The organism is Micromonospora narathiwatensis, from assembly GCF_900089605.1.
GTDB lineage: Bacteria > Actinomycetota > Actinomycetes > Mycobacteriales > Micromonosporaceae > Micromonospora > Micromonospora narathiwatensis.
In genome coordinates this window covers 2,017,263-2,034,864 of the sequence record NZ_LT594324.1, presented here as the reverse complement: position 1 = coordinate 2,034,864, position 17,602 = coordinate 2,017,263, and the positions used below count along the sequence as shown (strand labels likewise).

Annotated in this window: 5 protein-coding genes (1 of these 5 running past the window's edge); 3 read left to right on the top strand and 2 right to left on the bottom strand. The window is 71.0% G+C overall.

Annotated features, from left to right (window positions below; genetic code table 11):
* Window positions 1–138: 138 nt before the first annotated feature.
* Entirely contained in the window at window positions 139–903 is a 765-nt protein-coding gene (locus tag GA0070621_RS08845; protein ID WP_091193201.1) for a thioesterase II family protein, read from the bottom strand.
* 244 nt (window positions 904–1,147) lie between these two features.
* Between GA0070621_RS08845 and GA0070621_RS08840 the strand changes: the two genes are divergently transcribed.
* Window positions 1,148–1,381, top strand: a complete 234-nt coding sequence (locus tag GA0070621_RS08840; protein WP_091193198.1) for a DUF5988 family protein — start codon at window positions 1,148–1,150, stop codon at window positions 1,379–1,381.
* Window positions 1,382–1,766: 385 nt separating this feature from the next.
* Window positions 1,767–2,495, top strand: coding sequence for a helix-turn-helix domain-containing protein (locus GA0070621_RS08835; RefSeq protein WP_091193196.1), 729 nt, complete (start codon window positions 1,767–1,769; stop codon window positions 2,493–2,495).
* Between the two features lie 128 nt (window positions 2,496–2,623).
* On the opposite strand, the gene GA0070621_RS08830 is transcribed toward GA0070621_RS08835, so the two are convergent.
* Window positions 2,624–3,268, bottom strand: coding sequence for a DUF1579 family protein (locus GA0070621_RS08830; protein WP_091193193.1), 645 nt, complete (start codon window positions 3,266–3,268; stop codon window positions 2,624–2,626).
* 515 nt (window positions 3,269–3,783) lie between these two features.
* On the opposite strand from GA0070621_RS08830, the gene GA0070621_RS08825 reads away from it, so the two are divergent.
* Window positions 3,784–17,602, top strand: partial view of a type I polyketide synthase gene (locus GA0070621_RS08825; protein ID WP_091193190.1) — the 5' portion only. The gene runs 41 nt beyond the window's last position; only the first 13,819 of its 13,860 coding nucleotides appear in the window; the start codon lies at window positions 3,784–3,786; its stop codon lies off the right edge, out of view.

Below are 17,602 nucleotides of genomic sequence, written 5' to 3'. Positions count from 1 at the left end.
CCCACCAGGAACGCCGGTCGACGACGGCCGCACCGCGCCGGCCTCCGCGGTCGCGGCGAGGTCCACGGGACGGACGGGTGACCGGGGTACGCCGCCGCCCGCGTCGTGGCGACGCCGGGCCCGCTACGTGGCCGGCGGTCAGCGCGGGAGCGCGGTGAGCACCTCGGTCACCACCGCGAGGACGTCCTGCATCCGCTCGCTGAGATAGAAATGCCCGCCGGGGAAGTACCGCACGTCGGTGGGGCCGGTCGTGTGGGCCCGCCACGCCTCCGCCTCGTCGGGCGTGACCAGCGGATCGGCCGTGCCGACCAGCACCGTCAGCGGGCAGCGGAGCCGGGTGTCCGGGCGCGCCCGGTAGGTCTCGATGGCCCGGTAGTCGGATCGCAGCGCGGGAAGGATCATGCCGAGCAGTTCCTGGTCCTCCAGCAGCCGGTCGTCGGTGGCGCTGAGCCGCCGCAGCTCGGCCACGATCGCGTCGTCGCCCCGCTCGTGCAGGTCCTCGACCCGGATCCGGCTGGGTGCCCGGCGTCCGGAGGCGAAGACGTGCAGCGGCGACAGCCCACGGCCTCGTTCGAGCCGGTGGGTCACCTCGAAGGCCAGGGTCGCGCCCATGCTGTGCCCGAAGAAGGCGGTCGGCCGCCCGTCCCCGTACGGGAGCGCCTCGGCGATCTGGTCGGCCAGCTCGTGGATCGAGGTGACCGCCGGGTCCCGGCGCCGCTCCTGGCGCCCGGGATACTGCACGGCCAGCACCTCGACGCGCGGCGCGAGCGCGCGGGACACCGGGAAGTAGAAGCTGGCCGACCCGCCCGCGTGCGGGAAGCAGATCAGCCGCACCGCGTCCGGACCCGCCTCGTGGTAGCGGCGCGTCCAGACGTCCTGGGAAAAAGCCGTCGTCACCTGCATTCACCGTCCTGAAAGGGGGCCGGCCCTGCCCGGTCCGGGAACCTGGCCGGGCGGCGGCGATACCGACTCGGTGGATTGTATTTGTTGGCCGACCCTGGGCCGACCGGCCTGTCGGCGGCCGTGGCCGCCATTTCCCCAGCCCCACCCCAGGATAGGGGTGCATTACGGGTGCACAATCTCACAACCACCAGCGATGATGAAAGCCGTCAATTCGCAAACATTTCCCGCAGGCTGGGGGGCAGCGATGACCAGTTCGTCCGAAAACGTCATCGAAAACATGATCGAGGCGGTTCTCGTCGGCGGACCGAACGACCTGCCGGTGACCGCGCGGACCCAACGACTGCCGCGAGACGGCCAGAAGGTGAAGATTCACCACCGGGGCGGTTACGAACACTTCGAACGGGACGGTGGCAGCTCAGCGACATCACCGAGCCCGGTGGTGTTCCGGTGGACCACCCGCACCCGCGTGGCCGAGTGACCGACGGCGTCCCGACCGGCGCGTCCCGGTCGGGTCGCGCCGTCTAAACTAGACAGACCACCCAGGTCCGTCATACCTTGCCCAACGCGCAATTCCCGGCAGAATGCCCGGACGCCACCAACAACCCATTTCCCACCGGTTCGGGAGAATATCACGGCCGAACCGCCTGCCGCCGGCCACGCACCGCGATTGACACCTCACGCGGTGCTAGGATTGCGGTAGCATCTTGGCGCGGTACGGGCCATTCTTCCGTTTGGCAACGGTGAAGCACGCCTTCGTGGAACTGTCGTCGACTCCAGCCCGCTTGACAGTGATCTGTGCGCGTTCTGGCAGCGGACGACAGGAGACTCGCCGTTAGGAAACCGATTTTCTTTCGGGGGGCGACGTGAAAGACGGCATCCGCCGAGCCATTGACGCCATTCGCGACCGGTACGAGGAGCCGTTGAGCCTCGACGACCTGGCCCGGTCCGCGATGATAAGTAAGTTCCACTTTCTCCGGACCTTCCGAAGGGTCACCGGCGTCACGCCGGGGCGCTTCCTCTCGGCGGTCCGCATCCACGAGGCGAAACACCTGCTCTCGACCACCACCCTGAGCGTGGCCGACATCAGCATCCAGGTCGGTTACGGCAGCCTGGGCACCTTCACCAGGCGGTTCACCGAGTGCGTGGGGCTCTCCCCCACCGCCTACCGCCGGGTCGCCCAGGGCGAACCGCTTCCCGAGGACGGCGCCACCCACCCGCTCCGCGATCGCCCCGCCGGCAGCCTCTCCGGCCGCATCCACGCGATCCCGCCCGCCGAGTCTCCGATCTTCGTCGGCGTCTTCGACAGCCCCGTCCCCCGGGGGCGCCCGGTCACCTCGAGACTGATCGAGCAGCCGGGGCCGTTCCGGCTGACCACCGTGCCGGCCGGGCGGTGGCATCTCCTCGCGGCCGCCGTCGGGCCGACCGCCGACGGCCATTCCGTACCGTCACTCCTGTTGGGGATGTCCGACGAACTGCGGATCACCCCGGGGCGGCACGTACAGGTCGAGCTGACCATCCGGACGCCCGACTGGCGGTATCCCCCGCTGCTCTCCGTGCTGCCCGGCATCGAACGGCTGCGCGTCGCCGCGTAGCGGCCTCACCCACCCGGCAGCCACGGCCCGCGCTTCGGAACACACGGCGCGGGGCGACGCCGACCTCCGGGCCGCCGACACGCGTCCGGGCGGGTCGGCGATCCGACCCGCCCGGACCGCCCGGACGATCAGCGTCGGGTGCAGCGGGAGGTGCCCACCGGGAACAGCTGCTCCGGAGCGGACTCCAACGCCATCGAGATGTCGTTGTAGAGCTTGCCCGGGGCTGGCGAGTAGAGGTCGTCCCGCCCGATGTGGCGGAAGCCGTTGAACAGGTAGGTACCGGTAAAGACCGCGTGCCCCGCCGTCACCTGCGGAGCCGTACCGGCGCCCTGGCCGTCCGCGTCGTCGAAGTAGTAGGTGGTGAACTGCTGCGCCGCCGGATCCCAGCCGTAGACCTGCCGGCCGACGAGACGCTGGGGGTTGGCCGCGGTCGGCAGTTGGAGCGAGCGCAGCTCGTACCAGTGGCCGCCGAGGATCGACCGGACCGAGACGTAGGTCGTGCCGGTCTGCGGCGGCTGGCCGTGCGCCTGCGTGGTCACCACGCACTTCCAGTTGCCGAGCATGAAGTCGAGCTGACGCATCTGGGCCGGCGGCGCGGCCGCGGAACTGCTGAACGCGTCGTCGCCGAGGTCGGGGAAGGTCTCCGGCGCGGCGGTGCTCGGCGCCCCGGGGCCGAGCACCATGGCGCCGAGCACCGCCGTCGCGCCGAGGGCCAGGCCACGGCGCAGCCGCGACCAGGTACGGCCCGGAACCGCCGCTTTCCGAGAATTCATTTTTCCTCCCGAATGGTTGGAAGCGGATGCCGACACCGGTCGACCGGCCGCAATTCCTCGCCCCGCGGGAACGCACGGCCTGAAGCGCCGGCGACGTCGTTCGCCGCGATCGGGAGGAAGCAACGGGAAGGCCCAGCCGGCACGAAAAGGTGTCGAACGGGAACGTAATGAAGGGCTCTCGGCGAGTCAAGGCACAAGCGCGGGGATTGGCGCGGTGTCGGGCACCACGTCGCGGCCCGCGTCGCGTAAAACTCTTGCAGGACTGGGGTGAGCAGGGGTTGCACGCCGCTGCCACGGGGTCGAAGTAGGGGTGCTAGGGGCTATCCCGGCCCGATTGCCGCTCCCTATCCTTGTCGACTGGGCAGGAAATTGTCGAGGCCGACGCCACACCATCATATCTGCGGTCAGGCCGGACTTTCCTGCCCCCTCACAAATGTGGAAATGCGCCTCCGGGAAGGCATATCGGATTGCGTCGCCCGTCCACCAGAAGAGGAACCGAACATGGGGGAAGGCAGATGACCGGACCTGACGCCACGGCTCCCGAGGGAACCGGTCGACCGTATCCGGTGGCGGTGGTCGGGCTGGCCTGCCGGCTGCCCGGCGCGGCGGATCCGGGTGCCTTCTGGCGATTGCTGAGCGCGGGCACCAGCGCCCTGGGAGAGGTCCCCCCGGACCGGTGGAGCGGCCCGGTCGACGGCGGGACCGTACGACAGGGTGGCTTCCTCGACGACATCAGCGGCTTCGACGCGGACTTCTTCGGCATCTCGCCGCGCGAGGCCGCGGCGATGGATCCCCAACAGCGACTGGTGCTGGAACTGGCGTGGGAGGCGATCGAGGACGCGGGGACCACGCCGGCAGCCCTGGCCGGGACCCCTGCCGGCGTTTTCGTGGGTGCGATCTGGGACGACTACGCCCACCTCACCTATCGGGGCGGGACCGAACTGATCACCCCGCACACCGTGACCGGCCTGCACCGCAGCATCCTCGCCAACCGGATCTCCTACCTGTTCGACCTGCACGGTCCGAGCCTGGCGGTGGACACCGGTCAGTCCTCCTCCCTGGTCGCCGTTCACCTGGCCTGCGAGAGCCTGCGTAACGGCGAGTCCACCACGGCCCTCGCCGGAGGCGTGAACCTCGCCGTACTGGCGGAGAGCGCGATCGGCGCCGAACGGTTCGGCGGCCTTTCCCCCGACGGGCGGTGTTTCACCTTCGACGCGCGGGCGAACGGGTACGCGCGAGGCGAGGGCGCGGCGCTCGTGCTGCTCAAGCCGCTGGCGGACGCCGTCGACGCCGGCGACCGGATCTACTGCGTGATCGACGGCTCCGCGGTGAGCAACGACGGCGCCACCGACGGGCTGACCGTGCCCGGCCGGCAGGGGCAGGAGCAGGTGCTGGCCACGGCGTACCGGCGCGCCGGGGTGGACCCCGCCGAGGTGCAGTACGTGGAACTGCACGGCACCGGGACCCGGGTGGGCGACCCGGTGGAGGCAGCCGCGCTGGGTGCCGTCCTCGGCCGCCGGTGCGGCGCGGCCGGCCCGTTACTCGTCGGCTCGGCCAAGACCAACATCGGGCACCTGGAGGCGGCGGCCGGCGTCGTCGGCCTGGTCAAGCTGGCGCTCTGCGTACGGCACCGCAAGCTGCCACCGAGTCTGAACTTCGCCTCGCCCAACCCGGACATTCCGCTGGAGGATCTGGGCCTGCGGGTGCACCGGGAGCTGACCGACTGGCCCTCGCCCGACCGGCCCCTGCGCGGCGGCGTGTCGTCCTTCGGCATGGGCGGCACCAACTGCCACGTGGTGGTCCGCGACGCTCCGGCCCGGGACACCGTCGAGGCGGCCGGGGATGACGGCTCGTCGTGGGTGCTGTCCGCGCGGACCGAGCCGGCGCTGCACGCGTACGCCCGGCGGCTCGGGTCGTGGCTGACGGGGCAGGACGACGTCGTGCCGACCACGGTCGGGGCGGCGCTCGCCCGGCGGACCCGTTTCCCGCACCGGGCGGTGGTCACCGCCGCCGGCCGGGACGAGTTCGCCGCCGCGCTCGACGCGCTCGCCGGGGGACGACCGCACCCCCTCGCCGTCACCGGGGTGGCGGCCGACGCTCGGGGCACCGCCTTCTGTTTCACCGGTCAGGGCAGCCAGTACGCCGGCATGGGCGCCGACCTGTACGCCGGCGACCCGGTCTACCGGGAGGCGTTCGACCAGGCGTGCGAGGCGTTGAACCCGCACCTGGAGCACCGGCTCCAGGACGTCGTGTTCGCCGAACCCGGTACCGACCTCGCGGCGCTGTTGGATACCACCGCCTACACCCAGCCGGCGCTGTTCGCCCTGCACGTCGCCCTGCACCGGGTCGCCACCCGTACGTGGGGGCTGCGCGCCGACCACCTCACCGGGCACTCGCTCGGCGAGATCAGCGCCGCCCACCTCGCCGGGGTGTTGACCCTCACCGACGCCGCTCTGCTCGTGGCCACCCGAGCCCGGTTGATGAACAGCGTCACCACCCCCGGCGCCATGATCGCCCTCCAGGCCACCCGGGACGAGGCCGAAACCCTCGTCGTGGGCCAGGCCGGAGTGACCATCGCCGCGATCAACACCCCGCACACCGCCGTCATCAGCGGCGACCACGACACCTGTCACACGTTGGCCGCCCGGTGGCGGGAGCAGGGGCGCAAGGCGACCGCGCTCCAGGTCAGCCACGCCTTCCACTCACCGCACATGGCCGCCATCACCGACGAGTTCCGCACCGTCGCCGCCAACCTCACCTACCAGGCGCCCACCCTGCCCGTCGTCAGCAACGTCACCGGACAACTCGCCACCACCGAACAGTTGACCGACCCCGACTACTGGGTGGAACACGTCCTCGCCCCCGTCCACTACGCCGACGGCATCACCACGCTGCACGACCAGCACGGCGTGCAGACGTTTGTCGAACTCGGGCCGGACGGGACGCTCACCACCCTGCACGTCCAGACCTTGCCGGGCACGGTCACCGCGACGCACGTCCTGCACCCGGATCAGCCCGCGGATCGTACGTGGCGGACCGCCGTCGCGACGGTGCACACCGTGGACGCCGGTCACGTCTGGCCGGTCGACACCGCCCGGTACGACCCGCCGCACCTGCCGGGCTACCCGTTCCAGCGCCGGCACCACTGGCTGGGCACGCCGGCCGGGGCGCCACGGCCACCCGTACCGGTTCCCGGGACGACGGGCGGCTCGGACACGCCGGCCCAGGCCGTGGTCGACATACCGCCCCTGGGCGACCGGGTACGCGCCCTCGACGAACCGGGTCGGCGGCGGCTGGTCCGCGACACGGTGCTCGACCGGCTCGCGTTCACTCTCGGCCACACGACGAGCGGCGGCATCGACCCGACCCGCACGTTCAAGGAACTGGGCTTCGACTCGCTGATGGCGGTGCGCTTCCGCAACGATCTCGCGGCGGCGACCGGCTTCGACCTCCCGGCCGGGGTCACCTTCGACCATCCGACACCGGACCGGCTGGTCGACTTCGTCCACCGGTTGGCGGTCGGCGGCCCGGGGCCCGAGTCGGCACTCGCTCCGGCGGTTCCTTTGGACGAGCCGGTGGTGATCGTGGGAATGGCCTGCCGGTACCCGGGTGGGGTCGCGACGCCGGAGCAACTCTGGGAGTTGCTGGCGGAGGGCCGGGACGCGATCGGGCCGCTGCCCACCGACCGGGGCTGGGACCTGGCGGGCCTGTACGACCCGGACCCGAACACGCCCGGCGCCACGTACGCCCGCGAGGGCGGGTTCCTCACGGACGCCTCGGGCTTCGACGCGGAGTTCTTCGGGATCAGCCCGCGTGAGGCGATGGCGATGGACCCGCAGCAGCGGCTCCTGCTGGAGACCGCGTGGGAGAGCGTCGAGCGGGCCGGCATCGACCCGACCGGCCTGCGCGGCGAGCGGATCGGCGTCTTCGTCGGCGCCATGCCGCAGGACTACGGCCCACGGATGCACGAGGCATCGGGTGACGTCGGCGGGTACGTGCTGACCGGCAACACACCGAGTGTGGCGTCCGGACGGATCGCGTACGTGCTGGGGTTGGCGGGCCCGGCGGTCACCGTGGACACGGCGTGTTCGTCCTCGCTGGTGGCGATGCACCTGGCGGCGCAGGCGATCCGCAACGGCGAGTGCGACCTGGCCCTGGCCGGGGGCGTCACGGTGATGGCCACCCCGGGCATGCTCGTGGAGTTCAGCCGCCAACGCGGGCTCGCCCCCGACGGCCGCTGCAAGCCGTTCGCCGCCGCCGCCGACGGCACCGGCTGGGGCGAGGGCGTCGGCCTGCTGCTCCTGGAACGGCTGTCGGTCGCGCGGGAGCGCGGCCACCGGATCCTCGCCGTCATCCGCGGTTCGGCGGTGAACCAGGACGGGGCGAGCAACGGGCTGACCGCGCCGAACGGGCCGTCGCAGGAACGGGTGATCCGGCAGGCCCTGGCCAATGCCCGCCTCACCCCCGCCGACGTGGACGTGGTCGAGGCGCACGGCACCGGCACGACCCTGGGTGACCCGATCGAGGCCGAGGCGCTGCTCGCCACGTACGGGCAGGATCGGCGGGACGACCAGCCGTTGTGGTTGGGGTCGATCAAGTCGAACATCGGGCACACTCAGGCCGCCGCCGGGGTGGCCGGCGTGATCAAGCTGGTCCTCGCCCTGCGGCACCACCGGCTGCCGCACACCCTGCACCTCGACGCGCCCACCCCGCATGTGAACTGGGACGCCGGGAAGGTCCGCCTCCTCGACCAGCCGGTGGACTGGCAGCCGGGTCCGCGGCCTCGTCGGGCGGGGGTCTCCTCGTTCGGTGTGAGTGGCACCAACGCCCACCTGATCATCGAGGAGTTCCCGGCCCCGGCGGACCCGGTCGCCGTACCCGTCGTGGACGTGCCGGACGAGGTGACCGACCTGCCCGGTGGCGGCTGGGTGCCGTGGCTGCTGTCCGCGAAAACCGAGCCCGCCCTACGGGAGTACGCCCGCCGCCTACGCGACTGGACCACCGACACGGACGACCTCGACCTCGTCGGCGTCGCCCACGCCCTCGCCAACCGGTCAGCCTTCCCGCACCGGGCCGTCGTCCTCGGCCGCACCGCCAACGAAATACGCGAGGCACTGACCGCGCTGGTCGACGGCGTCGAACACGACAACCTGAACGTCGGCGAAGCCCACGACAGCGGAAAAATCGCGTTCATCTACCCCGGACAGGGCAGCCAATGGCCCACCATGGCCCACACCCTCTACCGCACCTCCACCGTCTTCCGCCACAGCATCCAGGCCACCCACACCGCCCTACGCGAACACGTCGACTGGTCACTACTCGACATCGTCCTGCAACGGCCCACCGCAGCCAGCCTCGACCGAGTCGACGTCGTCCAACCCGTCCTGTACGCCGTCACCACCGCACTCACCGCACTCTGGCGACACCACGGCATCAACCCCCACGCCGTCATCGGCCACAGCCAAGGCGAAATCACCGCCGCCCACACCACCGGGACCCTCACCCTCGACCACGCGGTCCGGCTCATCACCCACCGCGCAAAAGCACTCACCACCATCGAAGGCACCGGCGGCATGCTCGCCATCACCGGCCCCACCCCCGAAGAACTACCCGACCTGCTGGCCCGACTCGTCCCCGAACACACCGCCGAACTCCACCTCGCCGCCCACAACGCACCCACCACCTGCGTACTCTCCGGCACCACAACCGCCATCCACGCCGCCCACACAGCACTCACCAACCACGGACTAACGGCGCGGATCATCCCGGTCAGCTACGCCAGCCACTGCCCCCACGTCGACCCGCTCGAATCCGAGTTGCGCGCTGTCACCACCAACCCCCTGCCGAGCGACATCGCGTTCTACAGCAGCACCAGGCAGCGGACCGTCCAGGGCACGGAGCTGACCACCGACTACTGGTGGCAGAACCTGCGGCAGCCCGTCCACTTCCACCCGACGCTCAAACAACTGGCCGCCGACGGACACCACACCCTCATCGAGATCAGCCCCCACCCCCTACTCGCCGCCACCATCGACACCGAGTCGACCACCGTCTGCCACACCCTCCGCCGCGACACCGACCCCTGGCACACCCTCCTCACCAACACCGCCCACCTACACACCCACACCACCCACCCCATCACCTGGACCCACCTGCTGCCCGCCGCGAGGGCACACGCAACCCCGCCCACATACCCCTTCCACCACCGGTCCTACTGGCTCACGGCCCCTCCCGTCGCGGACACGCAGCACCTCGGACTGCGGCCCAGCGGGCACGCGCTCCTCGGTGCCGCGCTCACCAGCGCGGGCAACGGTGAGGACCTGCACACCGCCCGACTGTCCACCCGCACCCACTCCTGGCTGGTCGACCACACGGTCGGCACCGGCTGTCTGCTGCCGGCGACCGCGTTCGTGGACATCGCGTTGCACACCGGGGCGGCCAGCGGGCACCACCACCTCGACGAACTCACCCTGCACAGCCCGCTCGGCCTCGGCGAGCAGCCGACCGACCTTCAGGTCGCCATCGGCGCCCAGGACGAGCGCGGCCGGCGGCAGCTGACCGTCCACTCCCGGCTCTCCGACGCGCCCGCTGAGGTCACCTGGACCCACCACGCCACCGCCGTCCTCGACAACGGCACGGGCGAGCCGGAGCCGGTGCCACCGGCGACCTGGCCACCCTCCGGTGCCACCCCGGTCGACCTCGACGACCTGTACACGCGGCTCGCGTCGAGCGGCTACCACTACGGACCGATGTTCCAGGGCGTACGCCGGGCCTGGCGGTCGGGCGAGGACCTGTACGCCGAGGTCGCGCTGCCCGAGGCCGGCGACACCGACGGGTACGGCATCCACCCGGCGTTGCTGGACGCGGCGCTGCACCTGGCCGTTGACGCGATCGTGGCCCGGGAACCCGGTCGACTGTGGCTGCCTTTCTCCTGGTCCGGGGTACGCCGGCTAGGAGGCACCAGGGCGACCACGGCGCGGGTCAGTCTCGGCTGGCGGGGGCGGCATGAGGTCGGCCTCACCGTGCACGACCACGCCGGGCAGACGATCCTCTCGGTGGACTCGCTGGCCTTCCAGTCGGTCACCGCGGCGCAGCTCGACGCGAGCCGGCAGACGTACGACGGTCGCCTGTGGCGGCTGGACTGGGTGCCGGTCGCACTGCCCGCCGTTCCGGCCACGATGCAGGGGTGGGTGACGGTCGGCGGCCCGGTGCCCGGCTGGGATCTGCCCTGCTACCCCGACCTGGGTGCTGTTCAGCATGCCGTCGCCGACGGCGAAATCGCAGCCCCCGCACAGGTCGTCGTCCCGCTGCCCGACCACATCGCCGACGACGACGTCGACGTGCCCGCGGCCGTGCACCAGACCACCGAACAACTCCTGCACACCCTGCAAGCCTTCCTCACCCAGCCGGCCCTCACCGGCGCCCGGCTGACCGTCCTCACCACCGGCGCGATCAGCACCAGAGCAGACGACCAGCTCACCAACCTGCCCGCCGCCACCTGCTGGGGACTCGTCCGCACCGCCCAAACCGAACACCCCGACCGCATCACCCTCCTCGACACCGACCACACCGACGAAAGCGCCGCCGCGCTGCCCGCCGCTGTCGCCAGCCCTCAACCACAACTGGCCCTTCGCGGCGGCACCCCCCACACCGCTCACCTGGTACCCGACACCACCTCACCGACGGCTCAGCCCTTCGACCCGAACGGCACCACCCTCATCACCGGCGGCACCGGCACCCTCGCCCAACACACCGCCAACCACCTGATAGCCCACCACAACGTCAAACAACTCCACCTCATCAGCCGACAAGGCCCCCACCACCCCGACACCCCCCACCTCATCCACCACCTCACCAGCCTCGGCGCAACCATCACCATCACCACCTGCGACACCACCAACCGCAACCAACTCCACAACGTCATCAACCACATCGACCACACCAACCACCCCCTCACCGCAGTCATCCACACCGCAGGCACCCTCCACGACGCCACCCTCACCAACCTCACCCCCCACCAACTCCACACCACCCTCAACCCCAAAACCGACGCCACCTGGCACCTCCACACCCTCACCCACCACCACCCCCTCACCCACTTCCTCCTCTACTCCTCCATCGCCGCCACCCTCGGCACACCCGGCCAAGCCAACTACGCCGCCGCCAACACCTTCCAAAACGCCCTCGCCCAACACCGCCACCAACACCAACAACCCGCCACCAGCCTCAACTGGGGCTACTGGACCCACACCAGCACCCTCACCGCCCACCTCCACACCACCGACCTCCAACGCCTCCACAACACCGGCATCACCCCCCTCACCACCCCCCACGCCCTCACCCTCCTCAACACCGCCCTCACCACCACCAACCCCACCCCCATCACCGCCCACCTCAACCCCACCAACCTCCCCACCCACCTCACCCAACCCACCAAAACCACCGCGTCCACGGGCCGGTGGCGGGAGCAGGTCGCCGGCCTCCCGAAGCCGGCCCGCGAGGAGGCGGTACGCGAACTGGTGCGGAACGCCGTGGCCACGGTGCTCGCCCTGCCGGCCGCGTCGGCCGTACCGCTGGACCGGGCTTTCAAGGAGCTGGGGTTCGACTCGCTGGTGTCGGTGGAGCTGAGGAACCGGCTGAGCACCGCGACGGGTCTGCGGCTGCCGGCCACGCTGGTCTTCGACCACCCCACCCCCACTGCGGTGGTCGGTCAACTGCTGGCCCGGCTCTCCGCCGTACCGGAAGGGGTGGAGCGGACGGCAGTCGCGCCTACGCCGGCGACGCCGCTGGACGACCCGGTGGTGATCGTGGGGATGGCCTGCCGCTACCCGGGCGGGGTGAGCAGCCCGGAGCAGTTGTGGGAACTGGTGGTCAACGACGGTGACGCGATCGGCGGGTTTCCGGAGGACCGCGGCTGGGATCTGGCCGGTCTCTACGACCCAGATCCGGAACGCACCGGGACGACGTACACCCGGCACGGCGGCTTCCTGTACGAGGCGGCCCGGTTCGACGCGGAGTTCTTCGGGATCAGCCCGCGTGAGGCGACGGCGATGGATCCGCAGCAGCGGCTGCTCCTGGAGACGGCGTGGGAGTGCGTCGAGCGGGCCGGCGTCGACCCGACCAGCCTGCGCGGCACCTCGACCGGCGTCTTCACAGGGGTGATGTACGACGACTACGGAGGGCGGATCCAGCGGGCGCCGGAGGGTTTCGAGGGCCACCTGTTGACCGGGAGCATCAGCAGCGTCGCCTCGGGTCGGATCGCGTACACCCTGGGGTTGGAGGGGCCGGCGGTCACCGTGGACACCGCCTGTTCTTCGTCGCTGGTGGCTATGCACCTGGCGGCGCAGGCCATCCGCAACGGGGAGTGCGACCTGGCCCTCGCCGGCGGGGTCACGGTGATGGCGACCCCCACGGTGCTGGTCGAGTTCAGCCGGCAGCGGGGCCTGGCACCGGACGGGCGGTGCAAGCCGTTCGCCGCCGCCGCCGACGGCACCGGCTGGGGCGAGGGCGTCGGCCTGCTGCTGCTGGAACGGCAGTCAGCGGCGCGGGAGCGCGGTCACCAAGTCCTGGCCGTCCTTCGCGGTTCGGCGGTCAACCAGGACGGGGCCAGCAACGGCCTCACCGCCCCGAACGGACCGTCCCAGGAACGCGTCATCCGCCAGGCCCTGGCCAACGCCCGCCTGAACCCGGCGGACGTCGACGCCGTCGAGGCCCACGGCACCGGCACCACCCTCGGCGACCCCATCGAAGCCCAAGCACTCCTCGCCACCTACGGACAGGACCGACGCGACGACCAGCCCTTGTGGTTGGGCTCGATCAAGTCGAACATCGGCCACACCCAGGCAGCCGCCGGCGCCGCCGGCATCATCAAGATGGTCCTCGCACTCCAGCACGACCTGCTGCCCCGGTCGCTGCACATCGACGCCCCCACCCCGCACGTGGACTGGGACGCCGGCAACGTCCGCCTCCTCGACAAGGCCGTCGAGTGGAAGCCGAACGGGCTGCCCCGGCGGGCCGCCATCTCCTCCTTCGGCATCAGCGGCACCAACGCCCATGTCATCCTCGAAGAGGCAGCCGCCGACTCGCCGCCGCCGACCTCGCCGGTCGCCGACCTGGTGCCGCTGGCCGATGTCGCGCCGGTCTTGAAGACGGCGGCCGTGCAGGCCGGCAACCCGGCAGACGAGGCCGTGCCCGGTGCGACATCATCAAACGCCGCGACGACGATCCCCGTGTCGGACGGTGCGGGGCTGACGGACCTGCCCGGTGGCGGGTGGGTGCCCTGGCTGCTGTCCGCGAAAACCGAGCCCGCCCTACGGGAGTACGCCCGCCGCCTACGCGACTGGACCACCAACACGGACGACCTCGACCTCGTCGGCGTCGCCCACGCCCTCGCCGGGCGTACCTCATTCCCCCACCGGGCCGTCGTCCTCGGCCGCACCGCCAACGAAATACGCGAGGCACTGACCGCGCTGGTCGACGGCGTCGAACACGACAACCTGAACGTCGGCGAAGCCCACGACAGCGGAAAAATCGCGTTCATCTACCCCGGACAGGGCAGCCAATGGCCCACCATGGCCCACACCCTCTACCGCACCTCCACCGTCTTCCGCCACAGCATCCAGGCCACCCACACCGCCCTACGCGAACACGTCGACTGGTCACTACTCGACATCGTCCTGCAACGGCCCACCGCAGCCAGCCTCGACCGGGTCGACGTCGTCCAACCGCTCTTGTTCGCGATCAGCACCGCACTCACCGCACTGTGGCAGCACCACGGCATCACTCCGCAGGCAGTCATCGGCCACTCCCAAGGCGAAATCACCGCCGCCCACACCAGCGGCATCCTCACCCTCGACCAGGCCACCCACCTCATCACCCACCGCGCAAAAGCACTCACCACCATCGAAGGCACCGGCGGCATGCTCGCCATCACCGGCCCCACCCCCGAAGAACTACCCGACCTGCTGGCCCGACTCGTCCCCGAACACACCGCCGAACTCCACCTCGCCGCCCACAACGCACCCACCACCTGCGTACTCTCCGGCACCACAACCGCCATCCACGCCGCCCACACAGCACTCACCAACCACGGACTGACCGCACGGATCATCCCGGTCAGCTACGCCAGCCACTGCCCCCACGTCGACCCGCTCGAATCCGAGTTGCGCGCTGTCACCACCAACCCCCTGCCGAACGACATCGCGTTCTACAGCAGCACCAGGCAGCGGACCGTCCAGGGCACGGAACTGACCACCGACTACTGGTGGCAGAACCTGCGGCAGCCCGTCCACTTCCACCCGACGCTCAAACAACTGGCCGCCGACGGACACCACACCCTCATCGAAATCAGCCCACACCCCCTACTCGCCGCCACCATCGACGCCCAGTCGACCACCGTCTGCCACACCCTCCGCCGCGACACCGACCCCTGGCACACCCTCCTCACCAACACCGCCCACCTACACACCCACACCACCCACCCCATCACCTGGACCCACCTGCTCCCGGCAGCCACGACACCCGCAACCCCACCGACCTACCCCTTCGAACGGCGGCACTACTGGCTCAACGCGAGCCCGGCCACCGACACCCACCACCTCGGACTCCGGCCCAGCCCGCACCCGATCCTGCCGGCGGCCCTCGAACTGGCCGGTACGTCGGACGTCGTGCTGACCGGCCGACTGGGCGTCGGCGAGCAGACCTGGCTCGCCGAGTACCGGCTGCGAGGCACGGTGCTGCTGCCGCCGACCGTCATGCTCGACCTGGCGCTGCACGCGGCGGACCAGGTGGGGTGCGACCAGGTCGACGAGCTGACCGTGCGGGAGCCGATGGCGCCGCCACAGCGGGGACACGTACGGGTCCAGGTGACCGTGACCGCCGCCGACGAATCCGGCCGACGGCCGATCACGATCCACGTGGGGACGACGGACGACAGCGCCGAAGCAGAGGTGGTCTGGAGCCGGCACGCCACCGGCCTGCTCTCCTCGTCGGACGCGCCGGCCCGCGACACGCGGGCCGCCTGGCCGCCGCCGGGGTGGGCCGCCGTCGACCTGGTTGCGTTGCGGGACCGGGCGGCGGCGGACGGTTGGGAGCTGGGCGTCGACCGCCTGGTCGCCGGCTGGCAGCGCGACGGGGAGTTCGCCGCAGAGGTACGCGTCGACGGCGCGGACGGTCACGTCCTGCACCCGACGCTGCTGGACGCCGCGCTGCGGCTCGTCACGCCGGACGGCACCGTTGGCAAGGGCACGGTGACGCTGCCGATGGCCTGGTCGGGCGTACGGCTGCACGCGGCGGGAGCCACCGACCTTCGGGTCCGGCTACGCCGCGACGGTACGGACGGGTGCTCGCTGGTCGTGGTGGACGGGACCGGGTCGCCGGTGCTGTCGGTGGCGAGGGTGGAGTTCCGGCCGGTGCCGGTGGACGACCTGCCGGGGCAGGCCACCGCACGGGGACAGGTGTGGCGGCTGGACTGGGTGCCGGTCGCACTGCCCGCCGTTCCGGCCACGATGCAGGGGTGGGTGACGGTCGGCGGCCCGGTGCCCGGCTGGGATCTGCCCTGCTACCCCGACCTGGGTGCTGTTCAGCATGCCGTCGCCGACGGCGAAATCGCAGCCCCCGCACAGGTCGTCGTCCCGCTGCCCGACCACATCGCCGACGACGACGTCGACGTGCCCGCGGCCGTGCACCAGACCACCGAACAACTCCTGCACACCCTGCAAGCCTTCCTCACCCAGCCGGCCCTCACCGGCGCCCGGCTGACCGTCCTCACCACCGGCGCGATCAGCACCAGAGCAGACGACCAGCTCACCAACCTGCCCGCCGCCACCTGCTGGGGACTCGTCCGCACCGCCCAAACCGAACACCCCGACCGCATCACCCTCCTCGACACCGACCACACCCCGCGAAGCCTCAACGCACTCGCTGCCGCCGTCACCAGCGGTCACCCACAACTGGCCCTCCGGACAGGCACGCCGCACGCCGCCCACCTCACCCCCGACACACCGTCACCGCGCAGCCATCCCGGCGCGGCCGCCGAGCCAACACCCCGACCGTTCGACCCGAACGGCACCACCCTCATCACCGGCGGCACCGGCACCCTCGCCCAACACACCGCCAACCACCTGATAGCCCACCACAACGTCAAACAACTCCACCTCATCAGCCGACAAGGCCCCCACCACCCCGACACCCCCCACCTCATCCACCACCTCACCAGCCTCGGCGCAACCATCACCATCACCACCTGCGACACCACCAACCGCAACCAACTCCACAACGTCATCAACCACATCGACCACACCAACCACCCCCTCACCGCAGTCATCCACACCGCAGGCACCCTCCACGACGCCACCCTCACCAACCTCACCCCCCACCAACTCCACACCACCCTCAACCCCAAAACCGACGCCACCTGGCACCTCCACACCCTCACCCACCACCACCCCCTCACCCACTTCCTCCTCTACTCCTCCATCGCCGCCACCCTCGGCACACCCGGCCAAGCCAACTACGCCGCCGCCAACACCTTCCAAAACGCCCTCGCCCAACACCGCCACCAACACCAACAACCCGCCACCAGCCTCAACTGGGGCTACTGGACCCACACCAGCACCCTCACCGCCCACCTCCACACCACCGACCTCCAACGCCTCCACAACACCGGCATCACCCCCCTCACCACCCCCCACGCCCTCACCCTCCTCAACACCGCCCTCACCACCACCAACCCCACCCCCATCACCGCCCACCTCAACCCCACCAACCTCCCCACCCACCTCACCCAACCCACCAAAACCACCGCCGCCGCCACCACGCAGTGGGCCCCCCTGCTACGCGACCAGGACGGCACCGAGCAGCAGCGCACGCTTACGGAGCTGATCCGCGGGCAGTTGGCGAAGGCGCTCGGGCATGCCGACACCGCGCGGATCGGGGAGAACCGGGGCTTCCTCGAACTCGGTCTCAACTCGCTGACCGCGTTGGAGTTCCGCAACCAGCTCAGCCGGCTCACCGGTCTGCCGCTGCCCGCCACCGTCGTCTTCGACCACCCGACTCCGGTCGCGCTGGCCGCGTACCTGCGGGACCAGCTGACGCCGCGGCAACCCGACCCGGCGGAGTTGGCCCTGGCAGAACTGGACCGGCTGGAGACGGCGGTACGGGCCCTGAACGGCGACGCCTCGGACGGACGGGACGCCCTGGTCACCCGCCTTCAAGGACTCCTGCACCAGCTCACCGGCGTGCAGCCGGGGCCGACGCTCGCCGGCGACATCCTCTCGGCCACGCCGGAGGAGCTCTTCCACCTGCTCGACCAGGACCTGGACGTTGAACTCACGC